Origin of the sequence: Seohaeicola sp. 4SK31, from assembly GCF_028802875.1 — a bacterium.
GTDB lineage: Bacteria > Pseudomonadota > Alphaproteobacteria > Rhodobacterales > Rhodobacteraceae > Seohaeicola.
The window spans coordinates 26,752-47,797 of the sequence record NZ_JARAMP010000021.1 but is presented as its reverse complement, the minus strand read 5'-3'; the positions used below and the strand labels follow the sequence as shown (position 1 = coordinate 47,797).

At 64.7% G+C, this 21,046-nt stretch carries 28 protein-coding genes; 17 read left to right on the top strand and 11 right to left on the bottom strand.

Annotated features, from left to right (window positions below):
- The first annotated feature begins 158 nt into the window (after positions 1-158).
- A complete protein-coding gene (gene irrA / locus PVW27_RS16570) occupies positions 159-611 on the top strand; it encodes an iron response transcriptional regulator IrrA (RefSeq protein ID WP_432762087.1) in 453 nt (150 codons plus the stop codon).
- 85 nt (positions 612-696) lie between these two features.
- Positions 697-1,683 (top strand): NADPH:quinone reductase, encoded by a 987-nt coding sequence (locus tag PVW27_RS16565; RefSeq protein ID WP_274559657.1) that lies wholly within the window; start codon positions 697-699, stop codon positions 1,681-1,683.
- Between the two features lie 72 nt (positions 1,684-1,755).
- On the opposite strand, the gene PVW27_RS16560 is transcribed toward PVW27_RS16565, so the two are convergent.
- A complete protein-coding gene (locus tag PVW27_RS16560; RefSeq protein ID WP_274559655.1) occupies positions 1,756-2,346 on the bottom strand; it encodes a hypothetical protein in 591 nt (196 codons plus the stop codon).
- A gap of 90 nt (positions 2,347-2,436) precedes the next feature.
- The gene (locus PVW27_RS16555) at positions 2,437-2,865 is read right to left on the bottom strand and encodes an FKBP-type peptidyl-prolyl cis-trans isomerase (RefSeq protein ID WP_274559653.1); all 429 of its coding nucleotides are present in this window, start codon (positions 2,863-2,865) and stop codon (positions 2,437-2,439) included.
- Between the two features lie 207 nt (positions 2,866-3,072).
- On the opposite strand from PVW27_RS16555, the gene PVW27_RS16550 reads away from it, so the two are divergent.
- The 11 genes from PVW27_RS16550 to PVW27_RS16500 all read left to right on the top strand — a co-directional run bounded on the left by PVW27_RS16550 (position 3,073) and on the right by PVW27_RS16500 (position 11,742).
- Entirely contained in the window at positions 3,073-3,756 is a 684-nt protein-coding gene (locus PVW27_RS16550; RefSeq protein WP_274559651.1) for a haloacid dehalogenase type II, read from the top strand.
- Positions 3,756-4,583 carry an alpha/beta fold hydrolase gene (locus PVW27_RS16545; RefSeq protein ID WP_274559649.1) on the top strand — a complete coding sequence of 276 codons (828 nt, stop codon included), beginning with the start codon at positions 3,756-3,758 and terminating at the stop codon, positions 4,581-4,583. Before PVW27_RS16550 ends, PVW27_RS16545 begins: the two co-directional genes overlap by 1 nt.
- The gene (locus tag PVW27_RS16540; RefSeq protein ID WP_274559647.1) at positions 4,580-5,554 is read left to right on the top strand and encodes a threonine ammonia-lyase; all 975 of its coding nucleotides are present in this window, start codon (positions 4,580-4,582) and stop codon (positions 5,552-5,554) included. The genes PVW27_RS16545 and PVW27_RS16540 overlap by 4 nt, the downstream gene beginning before the upstream one ends.
- Positions 5,555-5,704: 150 nt before the next feature.
- The gene (locus PVW27_RS16535; RefSeq protein WP_274559646.1) at positions 5,705-5,959 is read left to right on the top strand and encodes a hypothetical protein; all 255 of its coding nucleotides are present in this window, start codon (positions 5,705-5,707) and stop codon (positions 5,957-5,959) included.
- 76 nt (positions 5,960-6,035) lie between these two features.
- Positions 6,036-7,202, top strand: coding sequence for a 4-hydroxybenzoate 3-monooxygenase (pobA, locus tag PVW27_RS16530; RefSeq protein WP_274559644.1), 1,167 nt, complete (start codon positions 6,036-6,038; stop codon positions 7,200-7,202).
- The gene (pcaD, locus tag PVW27_RS16525; RefSeq protein WP_274559642.1) at positions 7,202-7,990 is read left to right on the top strand and encodes a 3-oxoadipate enol-lactonase; all 789 of its coding nucleotides are present in this window, start codon (positions 7,202-7,204) and stop codon (positions 7,988-7,990) included. The genes pobA and pcaD overlap by 1 nt, the downstream gene beginning before the upstream one ends.
- A complete protein-coding gene (gene pcaC, locus PVW27_RS16520; RefSeq protein ID WP_274559640.1) occupies positions 7,983-8,366 on the top strand; it encodes a 4-carboxymuconolactone decarboxylase in 384 nt (127 codons plus the stop codon). The genes pcaD and pcaC overlap by 8 nt, the downstream gene beginning before the upstream one ends.
- Positions 8,359-9,096, top strand: a complete 738-nt coding sequence (gene pcaH / locus PVW27_RS16515; RefSeq protein WP_274559638.1) for a protocatechuate 3,4-dioxygenase subunit beta — start codon at positions 8,359-8,361, stop codon at positions 9,094-9,096. The genes pcaC and pcaH overlap by 8 nt, the downstream gene beginning before the upstream one ends.
- A 3-nt stretch (positions 9,097-9,099) precedes the next feature.
- Entirely contained in the window at positions 9,100-9,699 is a 600-nt protein-coding gene (gene pcaG / locus PVW27_RS16510) for a protocatechuate 3,4-dioxygenase subunit alpha (protein ID WP_274559636.1), read from the top strand.
- Positions 9,700-10,410, top strand: a complete 711-nt coding sequence (locus PVW27_RS16505) for an alpha/beta fold hydrolase (RefSeq protein ID WP_274559634.1) — start codon at positions 9,700-9,702, stop codon at positions 10,408-10,410.
- Positions 10,411-10,413: 3 nt separating this feature from the next.
- Positions 10,414-11,742 carry a lyase family protein gene (locus PVW27_RS16500; RefSeq protein ID WP_274559632.1) on the top strand — a complete coding sequence of 443 codons (1,329 nt, stop codon included), beginning with the start codon at positions 10,414-10,416 and terminating at the stop codon, positions 11,740-11,742.
- Positions 11,743-11,796: 54 nt separating this feature from the next.
- Here the strand turns inward: PVW27_RS16500 and PVW27_RS16495 are convergent, their stop codons facing one another.
- Genes PVW27_RS16495 through def (PVW27_RS16470) form a run of 6 tightly spaced genes read right to left on the bottom strand, consistent with a single transcriptional unit; the run spans position 11,797 to position 14,716 of the window.
- Positions 11,797-12,036, bottom strand: coding sequence for a GlsB/YeaQ/YmgE family stress response membrane protein (locus PVW27_RS16495; protein WP_274559631.1), 240 nt, complete (start codon positions 12,034-12,036; stop codon positions 11,797-11,799).
- A 9-nt stretch (positions 12,037-12,045) separates the two neighbouring features.
- Positions 12,046-12,285: a hypothetical protein gene (locus PVW27_RS16490; protein ID WP_274559629.1), complete on the bottom strand. Its 240-nt coding sequence runs from the start codon at positions 12,283-12,285 to the stop codon at positions 12,046-12,048.
- Positions 12,286-12,295: 10 nt separating this feature from the next.
- Positions 12,296-13,201 carry a methionyl-tRNA formyltransferase gene (gene fmt / locus PVW27_RS16485; RefSeq protein ID WP_274559627.1) on the bottom strand — a complete coding sequence of 302 codons (906 nt, stop codon included), beginning with the start codon at positions 13,199-13,201 and terminating at the stop codon, positions 12,296-12,298.
- Positions 13,198-13,692 carry a peptide deformylase gene (gene def, locus PVW27_RS16480; RefSeq protein ID WP_274559625.1) on the bottom strand — a complete coding sequence of 165 codons (495 nt, stop codon included), beginning with the start codon at positions 13,690-13,692 and terminating at the stop codon, positions 13,198-13,200. Before def (PVW27_RS16480) ends, fmt begins: the two co-directional genes overlap by 4 nt.
- On the bottom strand, positions 13,689-14,198 hold the full coding sequence (gene def, locus PVW27_RS16475) for a peptide deformylase (protein WP_274559623.1): 510 nt from the start codon (positions 14,196-14,198) through the stop codon (positions 13,689-13,691). The genes def (PVW27_RS16480) and def (PVW27_RS16475) overlap by 4 nt, the downstream gene beginning before the upstream one ends.
- Positions 14,195-14,716, bottom strand: coding sequence for a peptide deformylase (def, locus tag PVW27_RS16470; protein WP_274559621.1), 522 nt, complete (start codon positions 14,714-14,716; stop codon positions 14,195-14,197). The genes def (PVW27_RS16475) and def (PVW27_RS16470) overlap by 4 nt, the downstream gene beginning before the upstream one ends.
- A 122-nt stretch (positions 14,717-14,838) precedes the next feature.
- Between def (PVW27_RS16470) and PVW27_RS16465 the strand changes: the two genes are divergently transcribed.
- On the top strand, positions 14,839-16,011 hold the full coding sequence (locus PVW27_RS16465; protein ID WP_274559619.1) for a MalY/PatB family protein: 1,173 nt from the start codon (positions 14,839-14,841) through the stop codon (positions 16,009-16,011).
- 39 nt (positions 16,012-16,050) lie between these two features.
- Here the strand turns inward: PVW27_RS16465 and PVW27_RS16460 are convergent, their stop codons facing one another.
- Together PVW27_RS16460 and PVW27_RS16455 are read right to left on the bottom strand one after the other, a co-directional pair.
- Positions 16,051-16,401: a hypothetical protein gene (locus PVW27_RS16460; protein WP_274559617.1), complete on the bottom strand. Its 351-nt coding sequence runs from the start codon at positions 16,399-16,401 to the stop codon at positions 16,051-16,053.
- 178 nt (positions 16,402-16,579) lie between these two features.
- A complete protein-coding gene (locus tag PVW27_RS16455) occupies positions 16,580-17,422 on the bottom strand; it encodes a molybdopterin guanine dinucleotide synthesis (RefSeq protein WP_274559615.1) in 843 nt (280 codons plus the stop codon).
- A 141-nt stretch (positions 17,423-17,563) separates the two neighbouring features.
- Here PVW27_RS16455 and PVW27_RS16450 point away from each other — a divergent pair, with 141 nt between their 5' ends.
- Entirely contained in the window at positions 17,564-18,538 is a 975-nt protein-coding gene (locus tag PVW27_RS16450; protein WP_274559613.1) for a glutathione S-transferase family protein, read from the top strand.
- A gap of 7 nt (positions 18,539-18,545) precedes the next feature.
- Here the strand turns inward: PVW27_RS16450 and PVW27_RS16445 are convergent, their stop codons facing one another.
- Positions 18,546-18,908, bottom strand: coding sequence for a response regulator (locus PVW27_RS16445; protein WP_274559611.1), 363 nt, complete (start codon positions 18,906-18,908; stop codon positions 18,546-18,548).
- Positions 18,909-19,118: 210 nt separating this feature from the next.
- Here PVW27_RS16445 and PVW27_RS16440 point away from each other — a divergent pair, with 210 nt between their 5' ends.
- Entirely contained in the window at positions 19,119-20,111 is a 993-nt protein-coding gene (locus PVW27_RS16440; RefSeq protein ID WP_274559713.1) for an aminotransferase class I/II-fold pyridoxal phosphate-dependent enzyme, read from the top strand.
- Positions 20,108-21,004, top strand: a complete 897-nt coding sequence (cbiB, locus tag PVW27_RS16435) for an adenosylcobinamide-phosphate synthase CbiB (RefSeq protein ID WP_274559609.1) — start codon at positions 20,108-20,110, stop codon at positions 21,002-21,004. Before PVW27_RS16440 ends, cbiB begins: the two co-directional genes overlap by 4 nt.
- Positions 21,005-21,046: the final 42 nt, after the last annotated feature.

Here is a 21,046-nt window from a genome sequence, read left to right as displayed (position 1 = left end):
TGATTTCAGTCTGACCCCTCTAGCATCGGCCCGCAAGCCCTTGCAAGCCTGCGCGACCGGGTCGCCATGGCGGGGGCGTTGCGGCTGATTATGGTTTGCAATTGAAATTTCCCTGTTTCGGGCTTTATAAGGAAGGGAAGAGACGGGAACGGATGACGATGACCAAGCACATGAGCGCACAGACGGACAGCCATCACAGCGCGCGCGCCCAACAGCGCGGCACCGATTGGCTGGCCACCGCAGGGCTGCGCCCGACCCGGCAGCGGGTGGCTTTGGCGGCCCTTCTGGTTGGTGATGGTGAACATCGCCATGTCACGGCAGAAAGCCTTTTCGCGGCCGTGCAGGACACGGGCGAGCGGGTGTCGCTGGCCACGGTCTACAATACGTTGCGGGCTTTTTGCGATGTCGGGCTGATGCACGAGATCACGGTGGATGGCACCAAAAGCTATTTCGACACCAACACGCATGACCATCCGCATTTCTACTGGGAGGATAGCGGCACGCTGACCGATGCGCCCAGCGAGGAGCTGGAGATCACGCGCATCCCGAACGCGCCTGCGGGGGCCGAGATCGCCTCGGTCGATGTGGTGATCCGGTTGCGGCGCAAATAGGCGCGCCAAGAGATTGAACAAGACCGCACGCCCTGCAAGTGTTGCGGGGCGTTTTGCATGTCAGCCCTCAAGGAAAGACCCGTCCATGAAAGCGATCACCTATTCCGCCTTTGGCCCAGCCGCCGATGTGCTGCACCTGACCGATCTGCCAACGCCCGACCCCGCCCCCGGCGAGGTTCTGGTGCGGCTGACCCATTCGGGTGTGAACCCCTCGGACGTCAAGGCCCGTGCAGGGTCGCGTCCCGGTGTGGTCAAGCCGCCCTTTGACGTGATCGTGCCCCATTCGGATGGCGCGGGCGTGATCGAAGCGGTGGGCGCGGGGGTCGAGTCGGCGCGGATCGGGCAGCGGGTCTGGATCTGGAACGGGCAATGGCGGCGGCCCTTTGGCACCGCGGCCGAGATGATCGCCCTGCCGTCGGCGCAGGCCGTGGCGCTGCCCGAAGGGATGAGGAATGAGGACGGGGCGACGCTGGGCATTCCGGGGCTGACCGCGGCGCATTGCGTCTTTGGTGGAGGGCGCGTGACGGACAAGACCCTGCTGGTTTCGGGCGGCGCGGGGGCCGTGGGCCATGATGCGGTGCAATTGGCGGCCTGGGGCGGGGCGCGGGTGATCGCCACGGCGTCACCCGGCGATTTCGACAGGGTGCGCGCGGCGGGGGCCGACACGGTGCTGGATTACCGCGACCCCGATCTGGCGGCACAGGTGCTGGACCTGACGGGCGGGCGCGGTGTGGATCGCGCGGTGGAGGTGGAGTTCGGTCTGAATGCCGCCATGCTGGCGCAGGCGGTGGCCGAGAACGGGACGGTGGCGGCCTATGGTTCCGCCTTGCAGATGACTCCGGTGCTACCTTTCGGTGCGTTCCTGTTCCGCGCGATCACCATCGATGTGGTGTTGATCTATCTGCTGCCCGAGGCCGAACGCGCCACGGCCATCGGCATGCTGCACCGGGCCCATGCGGCGGGCGCGCTGACGCCTGCGATCCATGCGCGTTTCGCGCTTGAGGATTGCGTTGCGGCGCATCAGGCGGTGGAGGCGGGTCGCCGCGCGGGGGCGGTTTTGCTGGAGATGTGAGGACGGGGGGCCTGCCCCCCGCGTCGAACTTCGTTCGACGATCCCCCCGGGATATTTCAGGCAAAAAGAAGCCTATTCTGCCGGGGGTGCAATCCTTGCGCGGTTGACCTCCAGCCCGTCCTGAAAGCCTGCGGCATCGCCGTAATCCACGAATTGCGCGTAATAGCGATGCTGGGCCCCCACGCGCGCGGCGTGTTTGATCGGGCACCAATAGGCTTCGGTCCGGCCGCCCACTTCCTGCACATAGGCGATGACGCCGTTGCAATAGCCGCAATAGACGCAGTTCAGTTTTTGCAGCGCGTTCAGATATTGCAGGTGGTGGCGGTCGATGCGGATGAAGTCGGCGCGGCGCACGGGTTGGATGCTGTAGATGGGAAAGCAGATGCGCTGGTAGAGCGTGACCATCACATCGAGGGCCACGAAAGGTATGATCAGGCTGTAGATCAATGGCGAGGTCAGCACGACCATGGGCCGGGTGTTGCGCAGGAAATCCGACAGGCGCACCCGCATCTCGCGCTGACGGCGGCGCGCCTCGGCGTCGAAGATCACACGGCCGTTGTCCAGCCGGTAGAGAAACGCCTCGCGGCGGCGGTCGAATTCGGCGTCGAGCTGTTCCTGCAGGTCGCGGATGCGGGCAAGGATCGTGTCGGTGGCATTGCTCATCACAGGTCTCCGGTGCGGAACGCTGCCCCATCATAGGAAAGGCGCGCGGCGAATGCACCCCGCGCCTTTCCTGCCTTGCGGCCTCCGGTCTCAGGCGATGGCGACCAGTTCGATGGCGAAGGTCAGGTCGCGCCCGGCAAGCGGGTGGTTCGCGTCCAGCGTCACCTCGGTTTCGGTCACATCGACCACCGTGACGGGCATCACCTGCCCCTGCGGTGTCTGGACCTGCAACTGGGTGCCCAGATCCAGCGGGATGTCCGCCGGGATCTCGGCGCGGGGCACGGCCTGACGGGCGTTCGGGTCGGGCTGGCCATAGGCCTCATCGGCGGAAACCTTGACGACCTTCTTTTCGCCCACGGTCATGCCGGGCAGGGCGACATCCAGACCCGAGATGATCTGACCCGAGCCCACCACGAATTCCAGCGGGTCGCGCCCTTCGGAGCTGTCGAAGGTGGCCCCGTCCGAGAGGGTGCCGGTGTAATGAATGCGGACGGTATCGCCCGGTTTGACCTGCGTCATGACTGTTCCAGTTCTGCTTTGGAAAGGTGAATGGTCGAGGCCGCCCTGCCTGTGGCGCGCGCGGGTTCTCGGGTGGACGGGTGCAAGGCTACAGAGACGGGGCCGATTTTGCAAACAAGAGAGCCAGATGCCGCTGATCCGCACTGATTAACTCTTTTCCCCTGCCCGCCGCCGTGCCAGTCTGACGCAAAAGGATAGCGCGCACAGATGATCACGACCTGCATATTCGACGCCTATGGCACCCTGTTCGACGTGGCGGCTGCCGCGCGTCAGGTCGCGGCCGAACCGGGGCGGGAGACTTTTGCCCGCCACTGGCCCGCGCTGTCCGAGAAGTGGCGGCAAAAACAGCTGCAATACAGTTGGTTGCGGGCCATCACGGGCGATCATACAGATTTCTGGACGGTCACCCAGGACGGGCTGGACTGGGCGCTGGAATCCGAGGGGCTCGACGGGGATGTGGCGCTGCGGGACCGGCTGCTGGCGCTTTACTGGCAATTGAGTGCCTTTCCCGAGGTGCCTGGCATGCTGAGCGCGCTCAAGGCCGCGGGGATGAACACGGCGATCCTGTCGAACGGCAGCCCCGAGATGCTGTCGGGGGCGGTGCAATCCGCCGGGCTGGGCGAGGTGCTGGACGATGTGCTGTCGGTCGAATCGGTGGGGATCTTCAAACCCGCGCCGCAGGTCTATGACATGGTGATCCAGCGGTTCGGCTGTGCCAAGTCGCATGTGCTGTTCGTCTCGTCGAACGGGTGGGACGCGGGCGCTGCGGCGGCCTACGGATTCCGGACAGTCTGGGTGAACCGCGCTGGCGATCCGGTGGACCGGCTGCCGGGGCGGCCTGACCATATCCTGCGCGACCTGACCGCGATCCCCGATCTGGTGACCCGCTGATGCCGCAGTTTCTGACGTCGGACGGGTTGCACCTGCATTACGAGGATGAGGGCGCGGGGCATGCGGTGCTGTGCCTGTCGGGCCTGACCCGCAACGCGCGGGATTTCGATTTCGTGGCTCCGCATCTGGCGGGTGTGCGATTGATCCGGCTGGATTATCGGGGGCGCGGACAGTCGGCGTGGTCGCCCGATCCGCTGACCTATACCGTGCCGCGCGAGGCGCAGGATGTGCTGGAACTGCTGGATCATCTGGGGCTGGAGCGCGTGGCGATCCTTGGCACATCGCGCGGAGGGCTGATCGCGATGGTTCTGGCCGCGATGGCGAAGCATCGGTTGATGGGTGTGGCGCTGAACGATATCGGGCCGGAACTGGATCCGGGCGGTCTGGATGTGATCATGGGGTATCTGGGCCGTCACCCGGAAGCGGCCACGCTGGACGATCTGGCCGTGCAGCGGGCTGCGGCGATGGCGGCGAAGTTTCCCGGTGTGCCACTGGCGCGCTGGCGTCAGGAGGTGACGCATACCCATGTGGAGACCCCCGAGGGTGTGCGGATCAATTACGACTCCGGCCTGCGCGAGGCGGTGATTGCGGCGGGGGCCAAGGGCGCGCCGGATCTGTGGCCGCTGTTCGATGCCATGGCCCCCCTGCCCTGCGCGGTGATCCATGGCGCGAACTCTGACCTGTTGAGCGATGCGACCGTCGCGCGGATGGCGGAACGGATGCCCGGCCTGATCGTCGCGCATGTGCCGGACCGGGCGCATATCCCCTTTCTTGACGAACCCGAGGCGCTGGATGCGCTGAACCTCTGGCTGGAGCAGATGGCATGAATATCGAGATGATCCGCGCGGCGGCAGAGCGGCTGAAGGGACATGCGCGCGAGACGCCGCTGTTGTCATCGCCCTTCATCGACCATCTGGCGGGGCGGCGTGTGCTGATCAAGGCGGAATGCCTTCAACATACGGGCAGCTTCAAGTATCGCGGCGGGTATTCCGCGGTTTCGGCCTTGGCAGAGGATGTGCGGGCCAACGGGGTGATCGCCTTTTCCTCGGGCAATCACGCGCAGGGCGTGGCGCTGGCGGCGACGCAGCACGGTGTGCCGTCGGTCATCATCATGCCGTCGGACGCGCCGCGCCTGAAGATCGAGAACACGCGTGCGCTGGGCGCTGAGGTGGTGCTGTATGACCGCGCGACCGAGGATCGTGACGCCATCGGTGCGCGCATGGCCGAGGAGCGCGGGCTGACGCTGATCAAGCCATTCGATGAGCCGGAGGTGATCGCCGGGCAAGGCACAACAGGGCTGGAGATCGCGGCGCAGGCGCGTGTCCTTGGCGTGGAGGAGGCGGATGTTCTGGTCTGTTGCGGGGGTGGTGGCCTGACATCGGGCATCGCGCTGGCGCTGGAGGCCGAGGCCCCCGGTCTGCGCGCGCGGCCCGCCGAGCCACAGGGATTCGACGACACGGCCCGGTCGCTGGCCAGTGGGAAGATCGAACGCAATGCCGCCATGACCGGCAGCATCTGCGATGCGATCGTGACGCCCAGCCCTGGCACCCTGACCTTTCCGATCATGCAGCGCCTGTGCGGACCCGGTCTTGTCGTGACCGACAACGAGGCGTTGCGGGCCATGGCGCAGGCGTTTTTGCGGCTGAAGATCGTGCTTGAACCGGGCGGAGCCGTGGCCTTGGCCGCCGCGCTGACCCGGCGTGACCAGATCGAGGGGGATGCGGTGATCGTCGTCGCCTCGGGCGGGAACGTGGATCTTGAGATGTTCGAGCAGGCGCTGAACACGTTGAAGCCCTGACAGGGCCATCTATCAGCCGGAGTTATCCACAACCTTAGGTAAGGTTTTCCCGCCTTTTCGGGTGCGACGTCACATGCAAAGGTTGTGCCTTATTTCACCATCATTGATCGGCCTTATTTCAGGCGTTCGTCACAGAAAGACCGTATCATCATGAAAATCATTCTTGCCTCACACCGGGCCGTCATGGTCCTGACCGCAGCCGGAAGCTATGCTCTGGCCACACTTCTGCTCAGACCCTATTGCGAGGGAATTCACCCCGGATGGCTGGCGGCGCTGGCGGTGATCGTGACGCTGGTGACCGTGCTGGTCATCGGCATCCTGTCAGCCTCGATCGCGCCGCCGACCATGCATCAGGCTTTGGGCGGGTTGCTGATCCTGACAGGGATCGTTCTGATCACGCTGTAGTTTCTGCATGCGCCATTTTAATTGACAGCGTAAACTATTTTTGCTTCTCTTCCCTCGCGAACAGGGGAGAGGTCACATGCGCACACAGGTCTGCATCATCGGCGGGGGTCCGTCGGGCCTGCTGCTGTCACAGCTGCTGCACAATGCCGGAATCGACACGGTGGTTCTGGAACGCCAGACCCGCGATTATGTGCTAAGCCGCATCCGCGCGGGCGTTCTGGAATGGGGCAGCGTCGAGATGCTGCGCAAGGCAGGGGTCGGTGCGCGCATGGATACCGAGGGATTCGTGCATGGCGGCACCTATCTGGCGGCGCGGAACCGGGGGTTTCGCATCGACTTTGATGCCTTGGTCGGCAAGCAGGTCATGGTTTACGGCCAGACCGAGGTGACGCGCGATCTTTATGCGGCGCGCGACAAGGCGGGTGGTGTGGTGATCCATGAGGCGGCGGCGGTGAAGCCGCATGATCTTGATACCGATGCGCCATACGTCACCTATATGAAAGATGGCAAAGTGCACCGGATCGACTGTGATTTCGTGGCTGGCTGCGACGGGTTCCACGGTCCTTGCCGCAAAGAGATTCCCGCCGATGTGCTGCGCGAATATGAGCGGGTTTATCCGTTCGGCTGGCTGGGTGTGCTGTCCGAGACGCCGCCTGTCAGCCATGAGCTGATCTATGCCAACCATGAGCGCGGCTTTGCGCTGTGTTCGATGCGGAACGCGAATCTGAGCCGCTATTACGTGCAGTGCCCGGTGACGGACAGTCTGGATCAATGGTCGGATCAGGCATTCTGGGATGAATTGCGCCGCCGGATTCCGGCGGATGCCGCAGAGGCGCTGGTGACAGGTCCGTCGATCGAGAAATCCATCGCACCCTTGCGGTCTTTCGTGGCCGAACCGATGCGATGGGGGCGGTTGTTCCTTGTTGGTGATGCGGCCCATATCGTGCCGCCCACGGGGGCCAAGGGTCTGAACCTTGCCATCGGGGATGTGCATTATCTGCATGAGGGGCTGATCCAGTATTATCAGGGCGATGATGAGGGTGTGACGAAATACTCGGAACGCGCCTTGGCCCGCGTCTGGAAATCGGAAAGGTTTTCATGGTCGCTGACGACCATGCTACACCGGTTCCCGGACCAGTCGCCCTTTGAGCAGCGCATGCAGGAGGCGGAGCTGGACTATCTGGAAACCTCTGTCGCGGCGCAGCGCGCCTTGGCGGAAAACTATGTGGGGTTACCATACTGATGCGTATAGCCGATCTGGGGGATATCAAGCTTCACTACCGTATCGACGGCGACCTGTCGGGGCGGCCTGTGGTGTTCGCAAACTCGCTGGGCACCGACCTGCGCCTGTGGGATCAGGTGCTGCCGCTACTGCCCAAGGGGTTGAAATACATCCGCTATGACAAGCGGGGGCATGGGCTGTCGGAACTGACGCCTGCGCCCTATGCCATGGGCACATTGGTGCGTGATGTGGAACGGTTGATGGATCATCTGGAGGTCAGGGACGCGCTTTTTGTGGGCCTGTCCATCGGCGGGATGATCGCGCAGGGTCTGGCCGTGAAACGGATGGATCTGGTGCGGGCAATGGTTCTGTCGAACACCGGCGCCAAGATCGGTCAGCCGGCGATGTGGGATGACCGGATTGCCGCGGTCCGCGCGGGCGGGATCGAGGCTTTGGCCGATGCGATCATGGAGCGGTGGTTTTCGGCGCCCTTCCGCAAGACGGACGCATTCCACGCCTGGCGCAACATGCTGGTGCGGCAACCGGCAGAGGGCTATATCGGCTGTTCTGCGGCGATTTCGGGGACGGATTTCTACACGCCGACTTCGGGCCTGCGCCTGCCGACGCTGGGGATTGCCGGGTCTGACGATGGTTCGACGCCGCCCGATCTGGTGCGTGAGACGGTGGAGTTGATCCCCGGGTCGCAGTTCCATCTGATCCGCAAGGCGGGGCATCTGCCTTGTGTCGAGCAGCCCGAAGAATACGCCGCCGTATTGACCAAGTTCATGCAGGATGTGGGTCATGTCTGAGCGGTTCGACAAGGGCATGCAGGTGCGCCGCAAGGTTCTGGGCGATACCCATGTGGACCGGGCCGAGGCGGCAAAGACAGCGTTTGACGAACCCTTCCAGACGCTGATCACCGAAGGGGCATGGGGCACCGTCTGGGCCAGTGACGGAATCAGCTTGCGCGAACGGTCGATGCTGACGCTGGCGCTGCTGGCGGCGACGGGGAATTTCGAGGAAATCCCGATGCATATCCGCGCCACGGCCCGGACGGGGGCCAGCAAGCGCGACGTGTTGGAGGCGTTTCAGCATGTGGCGATCTATGCCGGGGTGCCGCGGGCCAATCATGCGCTGAAACTGGCCAAGGCGACCTATGCCGAGATGGAGGCAGAGAATGAGTGAGACGACAGATCAAGGCCCGCTGATCCCGCGCCAGCGGCATCTGCATCCGGTTCCCTACGATCCCGAATACAAGACATCCGTGCCGCGCTCGCCGAAATGGCCGCTCTTGTCGATGGAAAGCACGCCCAGCGAGGAGACGGGGCCACGGTTCGGCCACTCCCTGCTGGGGCCACTGGATAACAACCTGATCCTCAACTTCTCAAAGGATGGCAGCCCTGCGATTGGCGAGCGTATCCTGATGCATGGGCGGGTACTGGATGAGAATGCGCGGCCCGTGCCGCATACTCTGGTGGAAATCTGGCAGGCCAATGCGGGCGGGCGCTATCGGCATGTGAAGGACAATTATCTGGCCCCGCTGGACCCGAATTTCGGCGGTTGCGGGCGCACGATCACCGATGCGGAGGGGCGCTATCAGTTCCTGACGATCCGGCCCGGGGCCTATCCTTGGCCGAACCGGGCGAATGACTGGCGACCGATGCATATCCATATCTCGGTCTTTGGGCACAGTTTCGGGCAACGCCTGATCACGCAGATGTATTTCGAGGGCGACCCCCTGATCGACCGCTGCCCGATTGCCGCGACGATCAAGGCGCGCAGCCAGTTGGACCGTCTGGTGGCGCCTCTGGACATGAGCCGGGCGCGGCCTTTGGATTTTCTGGCCTACAAGTTCGACATCGTGCTGCGCGGGCGGCGACAAACCATGTTCGAGAACAAGCTGGAGGGGATGTAAGCCATGGTGCAATCGCTTGAGACGCTGACCGAGACGCCATCCCAGACGGCAGGCCCCTATGTGCATATCGGCTGCATTCCCAGCTTTGCCGGGTTGCCGGGGGTTTACCCTGAGGATCTGGGGCTGTCGCCGATTGCGGAGGGGGCCAAGGGGCAGATCATCACCATCACGGGGGCTGTGATCGACGGCACCGGATGGGCGCTGCGCGATGCAATGATGGAAAGCTGGCAACCGGATGCGGCCGGGCTTTTCGCGGGACAGGCGGGGGCCGATCCGGCGGTCAGCGGATTTTGCCGCTTTGCCGCCGACAAGGACAGCGGGTTATTCACCCTGCGCACGGTGAAACCGGGCGCGGTGCGGCATCGCTCGGGCGCGATGCAGGCCCCGCATATCAGCCTGTGGATCGTGGCGCGCGGGATCAATATCGGCCTGTCTACCCGCATCTATTTCGAGGATGAGGATAACAGTGCCGATCCCTTGCTGGCACGGATCGAACAGCGGCCACGGGTTGAGACGTTGATTGCAAAGCGGACCGGTGAGGGTCAGTATCGTTTCGACATTCGTCTTCAGGGTGAGGGCGAGACGGTATTTCTGGATATCTGAATGGCTGACTTTCTTCTGATCCACGGCTCGTGCCACGGCGCGTGGTGCTGGCGTGACCTGATTCCGGCGCTGGAGGCGCGGGGGCATAGGGCCCGCGCCATTGACCTGCCGGGGCATGGGGCGGATGCCACGCCTTACCAAGAGATCACGCTGGAGGGTTACGCGCAGGCGATCGTCGACGCCATCGACGCGCCCGTGATGCTGGTTGGTCATTCCATGGCGGGTTTTCCGATTTCCCTGGCCGCCGAGATGGCCCCGGACAAGATCGCGCGGCTGATCTATCTGTGCGCCTATGCGGCGCAGGATGGGCGATCTCTGGTCGAGATGCGCGCGGAAGCGCCGCGTCAGCCGATGGCCGATGCCGCGATCCGGACCGAGGATGGGTTGGCTTTCCGCGTCGATCTGGCCAAGGCGCCGGGGCTTTTCTACAACGGCTGCCCGGCCGAGGCGGTGGAATACGCGCTGCCCCGCCTGTGCATTCAGGCGATCAAGCCGCAGGCCACGCCGATCCGGCTGGGCGCGGCCCATGCCAGCGTGAAGCGCAGCTACATCCGCTGCGATGATGATCAGACGATCCCGCCCGAGTATCAGCGGACCATGACGGAGGGCTGGCCGGACGCGGATGTTTACGCCATGCCGACGGGGCATTCGCCGTTCTTTGCCGACCCGGAGGGTCTGGCCGATCTGCTGACCCAGATCGCGAAGGGCTGAGCCATGGCCGCATCCGTGTTCGACAGCCCTCTATACAGCCGCCTTTTCCCGGCGGGCGATGTGGGCAAGCTCTTTACCGACACGGCCGAGGTGCGCGCCATGCTGCTGGTCGAAGGCGCGCTGGCACGCGTGCAAGGCGCGCTGGGGGTGATCCCGGAAACGGCGGCGGCCTTCATCCACCGCGCCGCGATGGAGGTGCAGATCGACCCTGCCGGGCTGGCGGCACCGACTGGGCAGAATGGTGTCTCGGTCCCCGGTCTGGTGGCCGCTTTCCGTGCCGCGATGGAGGCGCCGGAACATGCGCAATACGCCCATTGGGGCGCGACCTCGCAGGATATCATCGACACGGGGCTGATGCTGCGGTTGCGGCAGATGCTGGTGTTGCAGGAAGAGATGCTGCGGGCCACGGTCAAGGCGCTGGGGCGGCTGGCGGCGGATCATGCCGATCTGCCGATGGCGGCGCGGACCTATGGGCAGCACGCGACACCCACCAGTTTCGGCGCGACGGTGGCGCATTGGGGCGCGCCGCTGCTTGATCTGGTGGGGGAGTTGCCTGCGTTGCGGCAATCATCGCTCTGGGTGTCGCTGTCGGGGGCGGCGGGCACATCGGCGGCTTTGGGGCCAAGGGCGTTTGAGACGCGGGAGGCGTTGGCCAAGGCGCTGAACCTGCATGATCCGGCGCGCAGCTGGCACAGTGACCGCGGGCCGATCCTGCGTATTGCCGATTGGCAGGCCCGGCTGGCCTTGGCCCTTGGCAAGATGGCCGAGGATCTGTTGATCCTGACGCAGACGGGGATTGGCGAGGTCTCGCTTGGTGCCGCTGGCGCCTCCTCGACCATGCCGCAGAAACAGAACCCGGTGTCGCCATCGGCCATGGCGGCGACGGCGCGGCATGTGGCGGGGCTGCAGGCCACCTTGCAGGGCGCGGCCTTGCATCGGCTGGACCGGGACGGGGCGGCGTGGTTCACCGAATGGCTGGTGCTGCCGCAGCTTTGCCTTGCCACCACTGCGACACTGATTCACGCACAAAGCCTGTCCCAGACACTGGCCCCCTTGCCCCGCGCGATGCTGGGCGCGATGATCGACGGGCAGAACCTGATCCATGCCGAGGCGTTGAGTTTCGCGCTAGCGGCGCATCTGCCCCGGCCTGACGCGCAGGCGGCGATCAAGGCGCTGAGCAAAAAGGCCGGCGAGACCGGCGCGGATCTGGCCGATCTGGCGCGCGCCTCTTATCCTGATCTGGATCTTTCCCCGGTTTTCGATCCCACGCAGCAGATGGGCCTTGCCCCCGATGAGGCGCGTCGCTTCGCGGCTGCGGCAGGGGCGCTTTAGCTTCTTCTTGCTGAAAATATCCAAAGGGCAACGCGGCCACGGGCGCAGGTTGCGTTACTTGCGGCCCGTGTAAAGCTGCCAGAGCCAGATCAGCAACAGCGAACCGAGGATCGCGCCCACCAGTCCCGCGCCGAAGCCCATCACTGCCAGCAGGGCGCGCAGCACCAGCCCCCCGATCAGCGCGCCGACCATGCCGATCACGATGGTGGTGATAATATCCGCCTCGATCCGCATCAGGCGTGTGGCGATGAAACCCGCCGCGGCCCCTATGATCAGCAACCAGATCACCGCCATCACAGCCTCCTATCGTTTGCGCCAATGGGTCGGGACCAGAATCAACGCTCCGATCGAGGACAGGATCGCGTCCACGCCGGGGGTGCCGATGCTGAGACCGAACATGATCCGCACGAAGTAAAAGAGGAACGCCCCGCCGACGCAAATGATGATCGATTGCAGGTAACCGTTATGGGTGAAACCCGTCTTTTCCGAGGCATAGCCGACGATCCCCGCTATCACCACCGTTCCGATCATCGTGGGAAACATCGTTCAACCCTTATAGTTGCGTGCCTTTGGACAGCGGCATGCCGCGCAGAAACTCTGCCGCATCCTGCGCGCCGCGCCCGGCCCGTTGCAAGCGCAAAAGCTGCACCGCACCCGTGCCGCAGGCGACGGTCAGGGCATCGTCCAGCACCGTGCCGGGCGCGCCCGTGCCTTGCGCCAGACGCGAGGCCAGCAGTTTGATCCGCTGGCCGTCATGGAGGGTCCAGGCGCCGGGAAAGGGCGAGAGGCCACGGATCAGGCGGTCCACCTCAAGCGCGGGGCGGGACCAGTCGATGGCGGCTTCGGCCTTGTCGATCTTGCTGGCATAGGTGACGCCGTCGGCGGGCTGTGCTTCGGGCACCAGATCACCCAGCCGGGAAAGGGCCTCGACGATCAGGCGTGCGCCCATCCGGGACAGGCGGTCGTGGAGTTGGCCTGTGGTTTCCGCGGGTCCGATGGGGGTCGCCGCGCGCAGCAGCACGGGGCCGGTGTCCAGCCCCGCGTCCATCTGCATGATGCAGATACCCGTTTCGGCATCGCCCGCCATGATGGCGCGGTGGATGGGGGCGGCACCGCGCCAGCGCGGCAGAAGGCTGGCATGGATGTTCAGGCAGCCATGTCTGGGCGCGTCCAGCACCGCTTGCGGCAGGATCAGACCATAGGCCACAACCACGGCCACATCGGCATTGAGTGCGGCGAAATCCGCCTGCGCCTCTGCCCCCTTGAGGCTGGTGGGGTGGCGGACCGGCAAGCCCAGTTCGGCCGCGCGCTGATGCACGGGGGTGGGCGTCTCCTTCTTGCCGCGTCCTGCGGGGCGGGGCGGCTGGCAATAGACGGCGGCAATGTCATGGCCCGCGGCGACCAGCGCATCCAGCACCGGGACCGAAAATTCGGGCGTGCCCATGAACACCAGTCTCATGCCTGTTTCCTTGCGCGGCGGAGCAGCATGTCGCGTTTCACCTTTGACAGGTGATCGAAATACATCCGGCCTGCCAGATGGTCGATCTGATGCTGCACCGATGTGGCCCAGAGGCCGACGAAATCCCGTTCCTCAACCTCGCCCAGTTCGTTGAGGAAGCGCACGAGGACCGCGCGGGGGCGGCTGATCGTGGCGGACACACCGGGCAGGTTGGGGCTGGCTTCTTCGTGGTCGCGCAGCTGGACCGAGGCGTGGACGATCTCGGGGTTGGCCATGCGCACGGCCTGCCCGCGCTTGTCCGAGGCATCGACGACGGCAAGGCGCAGCATCACGCCGATCTGGGGCGCGGCGAGGCCGACGCCGGGCATCGCTTCCATCGTGTCGATCATGTCGGTCCAGATGGCGCGGATCTCATCGGTGATGGCGGGCACATCGGCCGCAGGCGTCCGCAGGCGCTTATCGGGCCATGGGATGCAGCGGCGCGCGGTCACGCGGGGCGCACCGGAAAGCTGACGGAATAGGCTTCTTCCACCACGCGGCGCGCCTCGGGTGAGAGACGGTCGAAGGTGACGATCCCGTCAAGATGATCCAGTTCATGCTGCGCGCAGCGCGCCTCGAACCCGTCCAGCTCCACCTCTTGGACCGCGCCGTCGAGATCGCGGTAGCGCAGCAGGATACGTTCGGGGCGCATCACCTCGGCCAGAACGCCGGGGATCGACAGGCAGCCCTCAGAGCCGGGGGCCATGCCATCGGCACGCAGGATTTCGGGATTGATGCAGACCATCGGTGTCATATCGCCATCCTTCCAGCCGCAATCCATCACGAAAAGCCGCTTCAAGACGCCCACTTGCGGCGCGGCAAGGCCGCGACCGGGGGCATCATACATCGTTTCGAACATGGCGCGGACCAGATCGCCCAGATCGTCATCCGGGCCGACCGGGTCGCAGACCGTGGAGAGCCGTGCGTCCGGCCAGCGCAGGATCGGCAGCCCGCTCACACCCGCGCCCTGTCGCGTTTCAGTTTCTGCATCCTGCGGGTGATCAACTGACGGCGCAGCGGCGTGAGGTAGTCGATGAAGAGTTTGCCATCCAGATGGTCCACCTCGTGCTGCACGCAGGTGGCCCAGAGGTCGGCGAAATCCTCTTGCTGTTCGTGGCCGTTGCGGTCGATCCAGCGCACCGTCACTTCGGCGGGGCGGGTCACGTCGCCATATTGTTCGGGGATCGAAAGGCAGCCTTCCTCATAGGTGCTGCTTTCGTCCGAGGATGCCACGATCTCGGGGTTGAACATGATCAGGGGGCGCGGGGTTTCCTTGTCGCCCTTGACGCAATCCAGCACGATCAGCCGTGCATTGATCCCCACCTGCGGGGCGGCCAGACCGATGCCCGGCGCGTCATACATGGTTTCCAGCATGTCATCGGCCAGTCGGCGCAGATCATCGCTGAGGTCCGGCACGGGGGCCGAGACCTTTTTCAGGCGCGGGTCGGGATGGATCAGGATCGTGCGTTTGCTCATATCCCGTCAGATAGGACGAAGGATCGGACGGTGCAATGGGCCAAAAGGGCCGTCTGCGCGCAAAATTGCCCGTTGCAGCCGCCACTCCACTGGGTAGGCTGGCGCGCAAACAGGAGACGCGCATGAGCTTTGATACCAGGATCGACCGTTTCGGCACCCATTCCGTGAAATGGGACATGATGGAGACACTCTATGGCGTGCCGGCCCAGGACGGCATCCCGATGTGGGTGGCCGACATGGATTTCCGCGCGCCGGATTGCATCCAGCGGGCCGTGGCGCAGATGGTGGAGCATGGGGTTTACGGCTATTACGGGGATGACGCGGCCTATCGCGCGGCGATCTGCTGGTGGATGCAGGACCGGCATGGCTGGACAGTGCAGCCGGAATGGATCTTTTCGCCGCATGGGTTGGTGAACGGGACGGCGCTGTGCGTGGATACCTATACGCAACCGGGCGACGGTGTGGTGCTGTTCACGCCGGTTTACCACGCGTTTGCCAAGGTCATCAAAGCGAATGGGCGCAAGGTCGTTGAATGTCCGTTGGTAAACAATGACGGGCGTTACGAGATGGATTTCGACGCCTATGACGCACAGATGGACGGGACGGCCAAGATGGTGATCCTGTGCTCGCCGCATAATCCGGGCGGGCGCGTCTGGACACGGGCCGAGTTGCAGGGCGTGGCGGATTTCGCCAAGCGGCACGATCTGATCCTTGTGTCGGACGAGATCCATCACGACCTGCTGTTTCCGGGGGTCACGCATACGGTGATGGCGAATGTGGACGCCAGCATAAGCGACCGGCTGATCATGATGACGGCCACGACCAAGACCTTCAACATCGCGGGCAGTCACACAGGGAATGTGATCATTCCCGATGCGGCGCTGCGGGCCAAGTTCGAACAGCGGATGATGGGTTTGGGTCTGTCGCCCAATTCCTTTGGTCTGTTCATGGCGACGGCGGCTTATTCCCCGGAGGGCGCGGCCTGGGTGGATGATCTGATGGTCTATCTGGATGGCAACCGGCGGGTGTTTGACGCAGGGATCAACGCGATCCCGGGCCTTGCGTCGATGCCGCTGGAGGCGACCTATCTGGCATGGGTGGATTTCGCGGGCACGGGGATGGACCAGGCCGAGTTCACGCGGCGCGTGGAACAGGGCGCGCATATCGCGGCCAATCACGGACCGACCTTCGGCAAGGGGGGCGAGACGTTTCTGCGGTTCAATCTGGCCACGCCGCGCGTGCTGGTCGAGCAGGCGGTGGAGCGGATGCACAAAGCTTTTGGTGATCTGCAATAAGGCGATCGGGGCGGTTGAACCGCCCCGCCGCGGCCGGGCCTAATCGCGGGCGATCAGGGCGACGGGGGCGGATTCGTCGCGGGCGAAGTCAAGTGCTGCGCGGTCAGCGACCGGGGTGCTGCGCTTGAAGTCGAACCACATCTCATCCTCTTGCGCTTCGGATGCGACGATGAGGCATTGCGACAGGTGCCGTCCGCCATCGTAAAGGTCCACCAACCCGCGCAGATGGGGGGCGTCGTCAAGGTCCATGGCGAAGCCGCCATTCCAGACGCGCAATACGGGGTAGGTCCGGCCGTCCACGTCGATGCGCAGCCGGCTTTTTCGCTTTTCCGCGAGCTTGCGGGCCGCGGCCAGACCTTCGCGCAGTTCCTTGGACAAAAACGTTGTCATGGCATCCCCCTTACCAATTCTCAATCACAGGATGAGCTAAGGTTTAAAATCGTCAAGTAAAGCTTTGACGACATTTCATTTCCATCCCGTTACCAAATCACGAAAAAAGGGAATTCAGCGGCTTTTCCACATTTGATTTCGCCTTTGGCCCATCGGCAGGACGCCGTGAGGCAGGTTGTCACGACCGACCGGGAGCGACCCCGAGGATCATCGCCTCGAAGCGGCGCACCGATTCGGGCATCTGGCGGGCGGCGTCCAGCATCGCGGACAGGTGTCCTGCCGCATCCCATCCGGCCATCGTCCGGGCCAGACCGATGACCTGCGCCGCATCGCGGATGCTGTGCAAGCCCGGATCCAGCGGGATCAGCGAGGGGAAAACCTCGGCCAGAACGGCGGGGGCGGTGCGGATGTCCTCGAAGGGCCAGACCGAGACGGGCAATCGGCGGCGCAAGCCTTCCAGCGCGGCCTGTCCGGTCAGGCTTTGCCCCCCCACCGCGCCTGCCCCGCTGAGTTTCCAGACTTCCTGCGCGCCGGGTGCAAGGCTGTCGGTCAGACGGCGGTTGTCGGGCAGCGTGTCGCCCCAGCCCTGAGGCTTGCGGCGCGGCAGGCCGGGGATGTCGCGGGCCAGACCGTTGCCCCAGAAAGGACCATCGCTGGGGAAGAAGGTGTTGAGCCGTGCCGCCAGATCGAAGCGGTTATTGGCATTGTCGGGGCCATCGGTCAGGTGGTCGTGCAGCCAGGCCCAGATATCGCGCCAGTCGGCCCCCTGCCCCATCGCCTGGGCCAGACCGGCGGGATAGCCGAAGGCGAAGTCGAACCCGGCAAGGATGCGGCGGCCGTGGCGGGATTCGTCCTCCAGCGTCGCGGTGATGCGGGCCATGGCGGCGGTGCGCGTGGGCGGGTTGTCCAGCCTGACGGGTTGGCCGGGATGCAGATGCGCGATCCAGATACTGTCGCGCCCGGTCTTGGGCGTGCCATTGGCGGACCAGTCCACCACCATGTAGCTGTCGAAGAGGGGCATGTGCGATCCTTTGCCGGGGAACCTAGCAGGGTTCTGCGCCTTGCCAAGCTGTGCGCTGATGCAGGGCGGATGCGCGGACCCTTGGGTTTTCGCACAGCACCGGGGGCATTAGGTTCCTCGCAACACAAAGGAGACAGACCGATGGGCCAACTGGTTGACGGCGAATGGCACGACACCTGGTATGATACCAGCAAGACGGGCGGCAAATTCGAACGCTCCACCGCGGGGTTCCGCAACTGGGTGACGGCGGATGGCAGCGCAGGTCCCAGTGGCGAGGGCGGGTTCAAGGCGGAAAGCGGGCGGTATCATCTCTATGTCTCGCTGGCCTGCCCCTGGGCGCATCGGACGCTGATTTTCCGGGCCTTGAAGGGACTGACCGATCATATCGGCATTTCGGTCGTGCATCCCGAGATGCTGTCGGATGGCTGGACCTTTGCCACGGATTTTCGGGGTGCAACCGGCGACCGGCTGTTCGGCCTGCCCTTCCTGCGCGACATCTATACCAGAACCGATCCCAAGGTGTCGGGACGGGTGACGGTGCCGATCCTTTACGACACGCAGCGCGGCACGATCGTGTCGAATGAAAGTTCCGAGATTATCCGCATGTTCAATTCGGCCTTTGACGGCCTGACCGGGAACACGGACGATTACTGGCCCGAGGCCCTGCGCGACGGGATCGAGGATGTCAACGCGCGGATCTATGACACGGTGAACAACGGCGTCTACAAGGCCGGGTTTGCCACCACACAGGCGGCCTATGAGGCGGGGGTATATCCGTTGTTCGAGACGCTGGACTGGCTGGAAAAGCGGCTTTCGCAGAACCGCTATCTGCTGGGCGACCGGCTGACCGAGGCGGACTGGCGGCTGTTTCCCACGCTGGTGCGGTTCGATTCCGTTTATCATCTGCATTTCAAATGCAACCGGAAGCGGATCGTGGATTACCCGAACCTCTGGGCCTATACGCGGGAGTTGTATCAGGTGCCGGGTGTGGCCGAGACGGTCAATCTGGACCATATCGTGCGGCATTACCATTACAGCCATGACACGATCAATCCGCACCGGATCATCCCCATCAACCCGATCCTTGATTTCGACGCGCCGCACGGGCGCGGCTGATCGCGGGTCAACTGGCGCGGCTGTAATGCATGACCATGGCCGCCAGATCCTCGGGCGGGGTGGCGCTTTGCAGGAAGGCACAGGCATTGGGGCTGTGCAGGAAGATGGACCCGTCCGAGAAGAAGGTGGTGTTGGTGACGAAGATCACCTGCGCCTTGGGGCGGCGATAGCTGGCATAGTCCGAGATCGCCAGGGCGCTGCCCTGTTTCAGCACAAGGTCCAGCACGATCATGTCGATGGCGAGGGTGCGCAGAAGGTCGAAGGCAGCATCCTGCCCCTGCACCAGATGCACCTCGGCGCCCTGACGTTCCACGTGACGTTTCCAGAGCCGGCCCAGGTCGGGGCAAGGCTCGACGATCAGCACGATCATGCATTCCCCACTGAATCACCAAGGCCATGGATGACCCCGGACCGCCGGTCTTGAGAAGGCGTGCCGGCCTGCCCCAATGTGATGCCCCCGAATAGCTAATAAAGCGTTAATGAAAGCGAATGATCTGTTAACGCGTGGCCGCCTGCTTGCGCTTTTGGCGCAAATCCGGTTGATGGGGCGCAGTCAGGAGCGTGGCATATGTCCTATGAAATGACGGGTGCGGGGCAGCAGGGTGGATTGCCGCAAGGCAAGGGTCCGGTGCGCGATCACGGCGGCGGGTTGGACGGGGCGGTGGCCTGTTTCGGCGGGGCCCGCGCGGCGTGGATCGACCTGTCCACGGGGATCAATCCCTGTCCCTGGCTGGTGGAGCGCGTGGTGCTGCCCGCCATGTCCTGGACCGCCCTGCCCGACCGTGCGGCGATGGCCGCGCTGGAGGCCGCGGCGCGGGATCTTTGGCAGGTGCCTGACGGCATGGGTGTGCTGGCGGCGCCCGGTGCCTCGGCCCTGATCGCGCGGATACCCGGGCTGGCCCGGGCGGGGCGAGTGCATATTCCGCAGCCTACCTACAACGAACATGCCGCCGCTTTTTCCCTGCATGGCTGGGAGGTTTGCGCCGAAGCGGACGGCCCGGTGCAGGCGCGGGTGATCGTGCATCCCAACAACCCGGACGGGCGATGGTTCGGGCCGCGAGATCTGGACGCTGTGCCACTGGTCGTGGTGGATGAAAGTTTCTGCGACGTGGCCCCGGCGCGGTCGCTGCTGCCACATCTGCCGCGTGAGGGCGGGATTGTCCTCAAGAGTTTCGGCAAGTTCTGGGGGCTGGCGGGTCTGCGGCTGGGATTCGCGATCGGTGATCCGTCGCTCTTGGCGCGACTGGCCGAAGGAATGGGGCCATGGGCGGTTTCCGGCCCGGCCTTGGCGATTGGCGCGGCGGCGTTGCGGGATCGGGACTGGGCCGCGGCGACGCGGGCGCGGCTGGCGGCGGATTCTGTCCGGCTGGATGGTTTGATGACCACGGCCGGGGCGCGCGTGGCAGGCGGGACCGATCTGTTCCGGCTTTATGCGGTCAATGACGCGGAAGAATGGCAGGCGCGGCTGGCCGAGGCGCGTATCTGGAGTCGGATTTTCCCGTGGTCCAAGACGCTGATCCGGCTGGGCCTGCCTGCGCCGGAGCATTGGGCGCGGGTCGAGGCGGTGTTGTGACGCTGGTTCTGGCGATGTTGCTGGATGCGTGGCTGGGCGAGCCGCGCTGGCTATGGTCACGCGCGCCGCATCCGGCGGTGCTGATGGGGCGGCTGATCGGCTGGGCGGATGCGCGGTTCAATCGCGGTGCCGCACGGCGGTTGAAGGGTGTGGCTGTGATGGTCGTGCTGGGGCTGGGTGCGCTGGGTCTTGGCGCGGCGCTGGCGGCGCTGGGGCCTGTGGTCGAGGTGATCGTGGCGGCGATCCTGATCGCACAGCGCAGTCTGGTGGAACATGTGCTGGCGGTGGCCCACGGCCTGCGGCAAGGCTTGGCCGAGGGGCGCGCAGCGGTGGCAATGATCGTGAGCCGGGATACCGGGCAGATGGACGAGAGCGCCGTCGCGCGGGCGGCGATTGAATCGGCGGCCGAGAACATGTCCGACGGGGTGGTGGCGCCCTTGTTCTGGTTCGCGGTGGCGGGGTTGCCGGGTCTGCTGCTCTACAAGATCACCAATACCGCAGACAGCATGATCGGCTATCGCACGCCACGGCATAAAGCCTTTGGCTGGGCGGCGGCGCGGTTTGATGATCTGCTGAACCTGTTGCCCGCGCGCGGCACGGCGGTGCTGATGGCGCTGACGCAGGGCGTGTGGCGTGACTGGCGCGGGATCGTCGCGGATGCGGGCCTGCACCGGTCGCCCAATGCCGGTTGGCCCGAGGCGGCGATGGCCCGCGCCTTGGGCATCGCGCTGTCGGGGCCACGCGCCTATGACGGGCGGATGCAGGACTTTCCCTTTGTTCATGCCAGTGGCCGCAAGCCTCTGATGGCGCAGGATATCGAGGCTGCCGTCCGTGTCCTGTGGGCGGTCTGGGTGGCGGTTCTTTGCCTTGCCCTGGGTCTGGCGCTCTTGTGATCGCACTTGCAGGGGCGGGCTGCTAGGGTCCGGCCAAACGGA